Here is a 9,569-nt window from a genome sequence, read left to right as displayed (position 1 = left end):
TGACGATAAAGAAGCTGACTCACAGAAAAAAGCGATCATTAGGGGAAGTAAATGGTCTTCAAGAAGAAAGCGATAGTATTTGCGCTTTTGACGGTTTTTTTTGAGAGCGAAACTGCGTTCGCGCAATCAGCTTTGACACAGCAATTGAAAGAACAGGCGCAATTCTGGCAACAACGTGGTCGCGATGACAATGCGGCAGATATCTGGCGCAAGTTGCTGAAGGTTGATGCCAATAATATCGATGCCTTGATGGCATTGTCCATACTCGAAGCCAAGGCAGGTAATCCTGAGCAGGCCAAAACCTATTTTTCGCGCCTGCGTGGTACGCAGGCAAGTTCAGCCCAAATACGTAACGTTGAACAGGCATTGCGCCAGGGTAGCAATGGTGGTGCAGGTCAGCTGGAAAATGCCCGCATGCTTGCCAGGCAAGGCGATACTGAGGCAGCCGTTGATGCCTACAAACAGATAGGTGACCCATCCAAACTCAAAGGCGACGCCGCGTTCGAATATTTTCAGGTATTGGGCGGCACCAAGAATGGCCATGCCGAAGCCCGCAAGGGATTGGAAAAGCTTAGCAAGGAAAATCCAGGCAACAGCAAGTATGCACTCGCCTATGCCCAGGTACTGACTTACCGTGAGCCCAGCAGGGTAGAGGGCATGGCCTTGCTCGAAGGTCTGAGCAGCAGGCCCGATGTCGGCAAACAAGCGACAGAATCCTGGCGTCAGTCACTGAGTTGGATGGGCATGAAGCCGGAAAATGCCAAATACTTCAACCATTACCTCGAAAAACATCCGGATGACCAGCTCATCCGGGACAGGATGGCAGGTTTGAGCAAACCTGCGGCAGTCACGCCACCAGTAGTGCAAACTGCACAAATTGCAAAGCCAGCAGAGATAAAACTCGCAGACAAGCCTGTGAAGGTTGAGAAGACCGACAAACCTGTGAAGGTTGAGAAGAGCGATAAGACTGAGAAGGCTGAGAAGGCTGAGAAAGCCGCTCCAAAACCCAAGCCGGTCACAGAAAATCCTATAGAGAAAAGCCGCATCGCCGGTTTCAAGGCGCTGGAAGACAATGACATTGAGGCTGCAGAAACCGAGTTCCAGGGCCTGATCAAAAACTATCCCAAAAATCCCATAGGCTATGGCGGCATGGGACTGGTCAAGATGCGTCAGGAAGAATTCATAGAGGCGCGTGGCTTTTTACATAAGGCGGTTGAGTATTCACCTGCACAGTCCAAGGACCAATGGAAGCAAGCCTCTGACGATGCCAGCTACTGGGCAACCGTGGCAGAAGCCAGGAATGCCTTTGAAGACGGTGACAGCACCAAGGGCATTGATTTCCTGCGCAAGGCCATCGCCCTGAATAGCAAGGAACCTGCCGGTATTCTGCAACTCGCTGATGCCTTGCAGGCAGAGAACGATTTAAAAGGTGCAGAGGAAAATTACCGCCGCGTGCTTGATGCAGATAAAACCAATATTCGCGCGCTGGATGGTGTGATTGGCGTATTGGTTTTGCAAAAACGCATTACTGATCTGGAAGCGCTGAGCAGCATCATGTTGCCGCGTCATCTGGCCATCATCGCCAACCTGAAGTCAGAAGATTTGTGGAATAAGGCCAAAGCTGCTGAGGCTGCAGGTGACATCAACACAGCACAAAAAATGCTGGAAGATGCCATCATGATCAAGCCTGACAATGCCTGGCTGCGCATGGCGTTGGCCAGAATTTATCTGAAGCGTGATATGCCAGGCCAGGCAAGAGCCCTGATAGAGGCCATGACCAATGTTGAGGCAGCGGATCCAGAAGCACTCTATGTCAGTGCCTTGCTCAGTGAAATGCAGCAACTCTGGTGGGAAGCCTTGAATACGCTGGAAAGAGTACCCACAGCTTCGCGTAAGAAGGAAATGGTGGATCTGCAAAAACGCCTGTGGATCAGAGTACAGATAGACCGCATCACCTTGCTGGCCAGGCGCGGCAATACCAGCTTGGCGAGTGACATATTGACACAGGTAGAACAGGTCGCCGGCAACGATATGGAATTCACCGGCACCATGGCGAATCTGTATATACAGTTGGGCAACAAGGAACGTGGTTACGCCATGTTGCGCGAGGCTGTGCAAAATACGCCCAAACCGGCGGCAGGTTTGCTCTTGCAATATGCTGGCACCCTGATGCAGGCAAACCAGGAAGGTGAGCTCGAAGCCGTCATGCGCCGGGTAGCCGCCATGCCCAATCTGCAAGAGGCAGAAATTACCGCCTTCACCCAACTGCAAAGGGTATTGGCCATGCGCTATGCCGAGCGTGCGCGTGAAGCAGGCGATTATGCAACGGCCTATGCTTACATACAGCCCATGCTGATTGCCACGCCTGATGACGAGATGCTGCTGCTGACGCTGGCCCGTATTTATACGGCGTCAGGCGATAGCGCGTCAGCGCGGGAATTGTATGTCAAGGTATTGCAAAGCGATCCAGAAAACCCTGAAGTCTTGCAAGGCCTGGTCTATGCCGCAATGGAAGCACGTGATCTCAACAATGCAGAAAAATACTTGAGTGTATTGCTGCGCCAGGAACCTGATAATCCGCGTTACCTGGCACTGGCAGGCAATGTCGCCAGGGCACAGGGAAATAATAGCCGCGCCCTCAATTATTTCAAAAAAGCGCTGGCACTCGAACAGGCACAAAAAACTGTGGTCGGCTCAGGCCCGAATGGTTTGCGTCTGGTGGATACTGCACCAGCCAGTACGGTAAACGATTTCAAGGTGAATCCTTTTGCGGACCGCAAAGCTGGTGGCGCAGCTCAGGGACAAGGGCCGGTACAGGGACAACAACCCCAGTTAAAAACGGTAGCACCAAGTACAACGCCAGGGCCAGTCCTGAAGGAGGCACCAGCCAGTAATTTTACCGGTGGCATATTTGCACCTGTCGGCAAACCACTGACAGCACCACCTGCATCAGGCGCAGCACCACTTAATAATGTAACGCCCGGTAGTGCGGTGCCCAAGGCTATTCCAAGTCTGCCCGTTGCCCCCAAAATTCAGCCTGCCCCGGCCAGCACGCCAGCGGGTTCGACACCGCCACCTGCAAATCCTTTACAGCCCAAGATGCCAACGGCGGTGGGTGCACCACCAGAGCCAAACCGTGGCAGGCCAGATACATACAGCAATGGCGCGACCATGCAAAGCCCTTATCCTGAAGGGCAAACCATGCTGGCACAATACACCCCAGCTACGCCATATGTACCGCCCAAAGCCAGCTACGCGGCGCCCGTGCCGGTGCCTCAGCAATATGCGGTAAGTAATAGCAAAGCGAGGTCAGTCAAGGCCGCAAATGTGAGCGCAGAAGAAGCGGCCTTGCTGAAAGAAATAGACGCCATCAACGAACTCAAGCGCACAGAAGTATCAGTAGAAGTGGCGACCAGGACGCGCAGCGGAGAAAAAGGCCTGTCCGCGTTGACAGATATAGAAATCCCGATAGAAGCCCGCATCAACACCCTTGGTCTGGGCCAGTTTGGTCTCAAAATCATCCCCGTTGTCGTGGATGCAGGAACCCTGTATCTGAATGATCCCGCTATTTCAGGCCAGTTTGGCCGCAATGCCATCGTGGTAGAGCGCGCCAGATACGGCAAAGTCCCGTTCACCACCATCGCCCGCCAGCAAGGTCTGTCCAACGTCGCCACACTCGACGAAGAAGCCAAAGGCGTCGCCCTCAACCTCAGCTACGAAATTGCCGGTGTCAGGGCAGACATAGGCTCCAGCCCCATAGGTTTCCCCGTCCAGAATGTTGTTGGTGGCTTGCGCTGGAGTGGCAGCGATGATGGAGCCAGCTTAGGCATAGAAATCGCCAGACGCTCCGTCACCGACAGCTACCTCTCCTATGCCGGTGCCAAAGACAGCCTCTACGGACTCACCTGGGGTGGCATCACCCGTACCGGCGTCAAGATCGACACCTCCTACGATGGCGAAGATGGTGGCGTCTATGCTACCTTAGGCTATTACGGACTCACAGGTAAAAACGTCGCCAAGAATACCGAAGCAGAAGTCGGTGTCGGTGCCTACTGGCGCGCCTACAAAACCAACGATTTCAGTTTTACCACAGGGCTAGGACTCACCTCCTTCTTCTACAACAAAAACCTGCGCTACTTCACTTATGGGCATGGCGGCTACTTCAGCCCCAAATCCTATGTAGCACTTGGTATTCCGCTGGAAATAGCAGGACGCAAAGGCAAATTCTCCTACCAGCTCGCCACCTCGCTCGGTGTACAACACTTCCGCGAATTGTCGGCTTTGTATTATCCGAATTCAGCGGCAGACCAGGCCGAGCTCGAACAATTTGCCGCAGCCAATCCCACCATCAACATCCAGACCAGCTACCCTGGCCAGACCAGGACAGCGTTTGCGTTTAAAGTGGGAGGAGCAGCAGAATACCAGCTGACGCCACACCTATTCCTGGGCGGCAAGATCAGTGCAGACAACTCAGGGGATTTCAACGACACCTCAGCAGCGCTTTACCTGCGTTACAGCTTTGAGCCACGCAAGCCCCCGGTGACATTCCCGCCTGTTGCTCCCAAGGCTTACTACCAGGGTAACTGAGTCAGGGTAACCAGGCTTAAAGTCGGCAATGCAAAAAAAACCGTTCAAATCCTGCAGGATTGAGCGGTTTTTTTATTGGATTTACAATAGATTTACAATTCCTGCCACACATACACTTCCTATTTGGCTTCGCTTACTTCAAAATGCTGGTGAAGTGAGTGGTTTGTTTATAAGACATTATTAGACAATATGCTCACCAGCCAAGAAGTGAAAAGGGGACATGAATGACTTTTAAGAAGAAAGCGCTGGTACTGGCGCTTTTGACGGCATATCTGGAAAGCGGGGCGGCACTCGCTAATTCCCCTTTGACGCAACAATTGAAAGAACAGGCGCAATTCTGGGCGCAACGTGGCAAGGATGAAAATGCGGCAGATGCCTGGCGCAAAGTATTAAAAATAGAACCATCCAATGTAGATGCCTTGCTGGCACTGGTTTTATTTGAAGCCAAAGCCGGTAATACAGCACAGGCAAAATCCTATTATTCCAAACTGCGGGGCTCGCAAGCCACTATTACGCAACTGCGCACGGCAGAAAATGTTGTCTTGCAGGGTGGCAGTGGTAGCGGCGGGCAACTGGAAGAAGCGCGCAAGCTGGCAAAGCAGGGTGATTCTGACAGCGCAGTGGAAGCCTACAAGCAAATGGGTGACCCATCCAAACTCAAAGGGGACGCTGCATTTGAATATTTCCAGGTATTGGCAGGTACCAAAGCTGGCTATCCCGATGCCAAACGTGGCCTGGAAAAACTATTGAAAGAAAATCCTGGCAATACCCGCTATGCACTGGCTTATGCCCAGGTACTGACTTACCGTGAGCCAACGCGCATTGAAGGAATGGCCGCACTGGAGCAACTGACGGTCAAAGCCGATGTGGGCAAGCAAGCCAGTGACTCCTGGCGCCAGGCCTTGAGCTGGATGGGCGTAAAGAATGAAAACGCCAAACACTTCCGTCGTTATCTCGATAAATTCCCGAATGACCAGGTCATCAGCGAGCGTCTTGCAAGTTTAAGTCATCCGGCAGCACCAATAGTGCCGGAAGAAAAATCCAATCCCGCCAAGGTCATGGCGGCGGCCAAGCAAAGTACGGCAGTCCAGGCCGCAGCCGAAAGCAAACAAAAAATAGAAGCTGCACCGAAACCGGAAGTTGTTGCCAAGGCCGAATCCAGGCCGGAATCCAAGGCAGAATCAAAAAACAGCAATAAGGGAGAGACACAGGCAAAATCAGGGAGTGAGGCACCTGAAAAAGCACGCATTGCTGCGTTCAAGGCACTTGACGATAATGATCTGAAAACAGCAGAAGCGGCTTTTCAGGCCTTGATCAAATCGCATCCCAGAGACTCTGCCGGTTACGGTGGCATGGGACTGGTAAAAATGCGCCAGGATGAATTTGTCGAGTCGCGCACGCTCTTGCAAAAAGCGGTGGAGTTGTCTCCGGCAAATCGTAAGGAACAATGGAAACCAGCCTTCGACCGTGCCAATTACTGGGGCTTGATTGCCGACGCGCGCACTGCATTTGAAGACAGCAATAGCAGCAAAGGCATCGCTTTGCTGCGCAAGGCTGTGGAAATGGATCCCAAGGAGGCGGTCGGCATATTGCAACTGGGTGATGCCTTGCTGGCAGAAAATGATGTGGCTGGTGCCGAAGCAAATTTCCGCTTGGTATTGCGCGACGATAAAAAAAACCTGGGAGCACTCGATAGCCTGATCGGTCTTCTGGCTTTGCAAAAACGTATCAAGGATCTGGAAGAATTGAGCGCCTATATGTCGCCACGCCAGATGACCGTGCTGTCTGAGTTGAAGGCGACACAGTTATGGGACAAAGCCAAGGCGGCTGAAGCAGCGGGTGATATCGCCACTGCCCAGGCCAATCTGGAGGATGCAGTATTGATGACGCCTGACAACCCCTGGTTGCGTATGGCTTTGGCAAAAATTTATCTGGGTCAGAATGCTCCTGGTGCCGCACGCGCCCTGATGGATGCGATTGCCAATGTAGAAAATCCCCAGGCCGAAGCCCTGTATGCCAGCGCCTTGCTGAGCGCCATGCAGCAATTATGGTGGGAAGGCCTGATGACGCTGGAACGCTTGCCTGCCGCTGCCAGAAAACCGGAAATGTTCGAGCTGCAAAAGCGTCTCTGGACCAGGGTACAGGTGGATAGGCTGAATGTGTTTGTCAATCGCGGTGATACTGCAAGAGCACGCGAACTGCTGGGCATCATAGAAAATACAGCGGGCAATAATGCAGAATTCGTCGGCATTATTGCTGCCTTTCACATGAAGGTAGGGGATCCTGCGCATGGTTTGGCATTGGTCAAGCGTGCAGTAGAAAGCACACCTAATCCTCAGGCGGGCTTGTTGCTGCAATATGGCATGGCCTTGTTGCGGGCAAATCAGGAAGCAGAAGTGCTGGCCGTCATGCGCAAGGTTGCTGATATGTCCAAGTTGACGGCAGAAGAAGTTACTGATTACAAAGACTTGCAACGCATAGTCTCCATGCGTTATTCCGAGCGCGCACGTGAAGCAGGTGACTATGCCAGCGCCTTTAATTTTATCCAGCCCATGTTGATGGCTGACCCTGAAGACAATTTATTATTGCTGGCTTTGGCACGCATCTATTCGTCATCAGGGGATACCGATTCTGCCAAGGATTTATATCAACGCGTCTTGCAGTCGGAACCAGATAATCCTGAAGTCTTGCAAGGCCTGGTGTATGCCGCCATACAGGTCAAGGATTTTGACACCGCCGAGCAGCACCTGGCAACGCTGATGCAATTACAACCGGGCAATCCAAGATTTATTTCTTTGGCCGGTAACCTGGCGCGTGCGCGTGGCAATACCGGTAAAGCTTTGGAGTATTTCAGACAGGCATTGGCGCTGGAACAGGCACAAAGGCCAGGTACTGATATGGGGGCGAATGGCATACGACTGGTCGCACAGGCGCAGCCAGTCAATGAGTTCAGCGTCAATCCCTTTGCTGACCGCAGTGGCAGAACACAAACAGCTGTCGCATCCTATGCATCACCCGCACCGCAGGCGGTGACTCCTAATTCCAGGAGCGCCATTTTTGCTCCGGTAGGTGTGCCATTGCAGACTGCGCAGCCACAATACATGCAGCCGCAGTATGCACAACCGCAATACTCACAACCACAATACGCGCAGGCACCTCAACCAATACAGCCTTCACCGCAGTACGTGATACCGCAATTGCCAGCCACAACCATGGCGGCTGCGCAAACACGTGTAACGAATCCGGTGGCAGTTGCGCCAGCAGCTATGGCGAGTATTCCGCAACTCCCTGCCAGCGCATTTAATAATAGAGCGTCCGCACCTGCACCTTTGCCTCAACAAGCTTATGCAGGCAATGCAGTGCCTGCGGCAGTGCAGGGCGGTTCCAGCGGTAATGTCAGTAGTGCGACAGGAGCTGCTACTGTATATCAGATTCCACCAGCGAACCTGACTCGCAGCCCGTTGACACAAGCTACACCAGTACAAGCTAATCCATTGCAAAATCAGGCTGTACCCAAAAATAATTATGAAGCCGGCAGCGCTGCTAATGTACCAGTATTGGTGACACCTTATGTACCACCCAAAGCCAGTTATTCAGCCGCACCCGTGCCAGTGCCGCAGCAATACGCTGCGACTGGAAGCAGCACTACTTATTCTGCTGCACCAGCTAATATAGCGTCGAATAAAGCGAGGCCAGTCAAGGCCGCAAATGTGAGCGCAGAAGAAGCGGCCTTGCTGAAAGAAATAGACGCCATCAACGAACTCAAGCGCACAGAAGTATCAGTAGAAGTGGCGACCAGGACGCGCAGCGGAGAAAAAGGCCTGTCCGCGTTGACAGATATAGAAATCCCGATAGAAGCCCGCATCAACACCCTTGGTCTGGGCCAGTTTGGTCTCAAAATCATCCCCGTTGTCGTGGATGCAGGAACCCTGTATCTGAATGATCCCGCTATTTCAGGCCAGTTTGGCCGCAATGCCATCGTGGTAGAGCGCGCCAGATACGGCAAAGTCCCGTTCACCACCATCGCCCGCCAGCAAGGTCTGTCCAACGTCGCCACACTCGACGAAGAAGCCAAAGGCGTCGCCCTCAACCTCAGCTACGAAATTGCCGGTGTCAGGGCAGACATAGGCTCCAGCCCCATAGGTTTCCCCGTCCAGAATGTTGTTGGTGGCTTGCGCTGGAGTGGCAGCGATGATGGAGCCAGCTTAGGCATAGAAATCGCCAGACGCTCCGTCACCGACAGCTACCTCTCCTATGCCGGTGCCAAAGACAGCCTCTACGGACTCACCTGGGGTGGCATCACCCGTACCGGCGTCAAGATCGACACCTCCTACGATGGCGAAGATGGTGGCGTCTATGCTACCTTAGGCTATTACGGACTCACAGGTAAAAACGTCGCCAAGAATACCGAAGCAGAAGTCGGTGTCGGTGCCTACTGGCGCGCCTACAAAACCAACGATTTCAGTTTTACCACAGGGCTAGGACTCACCTCCTTCTTCTACAACAAAAACCTGCGCTACTTCACTTATGGGCATGGCGGCTACTTCAGCCCCAAATCCTATGTAGCACTTGGTATTCCGCTGGAAATAGCAGGACGCAAAGGCAAATTCTCCTACCAGCTCGCCACCTCGCTCGGTGTACAACACTTCCGCGAATTGTCGGCTTTGTATTATCCGAATTCAGCGGCAGACCAGGCCGAGCTCGAACAATTTGCCGCAGCCAATCCCACCATCAACATCCAGACCAGCTACCCTGGCCAGACCAGGACAGCGTTTGCGTTTAAAGTGGGAGGAGCAGCAGAATACCAGCTGACGCCACACCTATTCCTGGGCGGCAAGATCAGTGCAGACAACTCAGGGGATTTCAACGACACCTCAGCAGCGCTTTACCTGCGTTACAGCTTTGAGCCACGCAAGCCCCCGGTGACATTCCCGCCTGTTGCTCCCAAGGCTTACTACCAGGGTAACTGAGTCAGGGTAATT

Annotated in this window: 2 protein-coding genes; both read left to right on the top strand. The window is 53.0% G+C overall.

The genetic code is table 11. The features are described from left to right. The first annotated feature begins 51 nt into the window (after window positions 1-51). Window positions 52-4,587, top strand: coding sequence for a cellulose synthase subunit BcsC-related outer membrane protein (locus tag AC07OI_RS22490; RefSeq protein ID WP_495258762.1), 4,536 nt, complete (start codon window positions 52-54; stop codon window positions 4,585-4,587). Between the two features lie 224 nt (window positions 4,588-4,811). Continuing rightward, complete coding sequence (locus AC07OI_RS22485; protein WP_495258761.1) at window positions 4,812-9,557, top strand: cellulose synthase subunit BcsC-related outer membrane protein; 4,746 nt, start codon at window positions 4,812-4,814, stop codon at window positions 9,555-9,557. Window positions 9,558-9,569: the final 12 nt, after the last annotated feature.

The sequence above is a fragment of the Undibacterium sp. GW821-FHT07F11 genome (assembly GCF_059418665.1).
The sequence above is the reverse complement of the archived record's forward strand: the minus strand, read 5'-3'. Positions and strand labels throughout refer to the sequence as shown.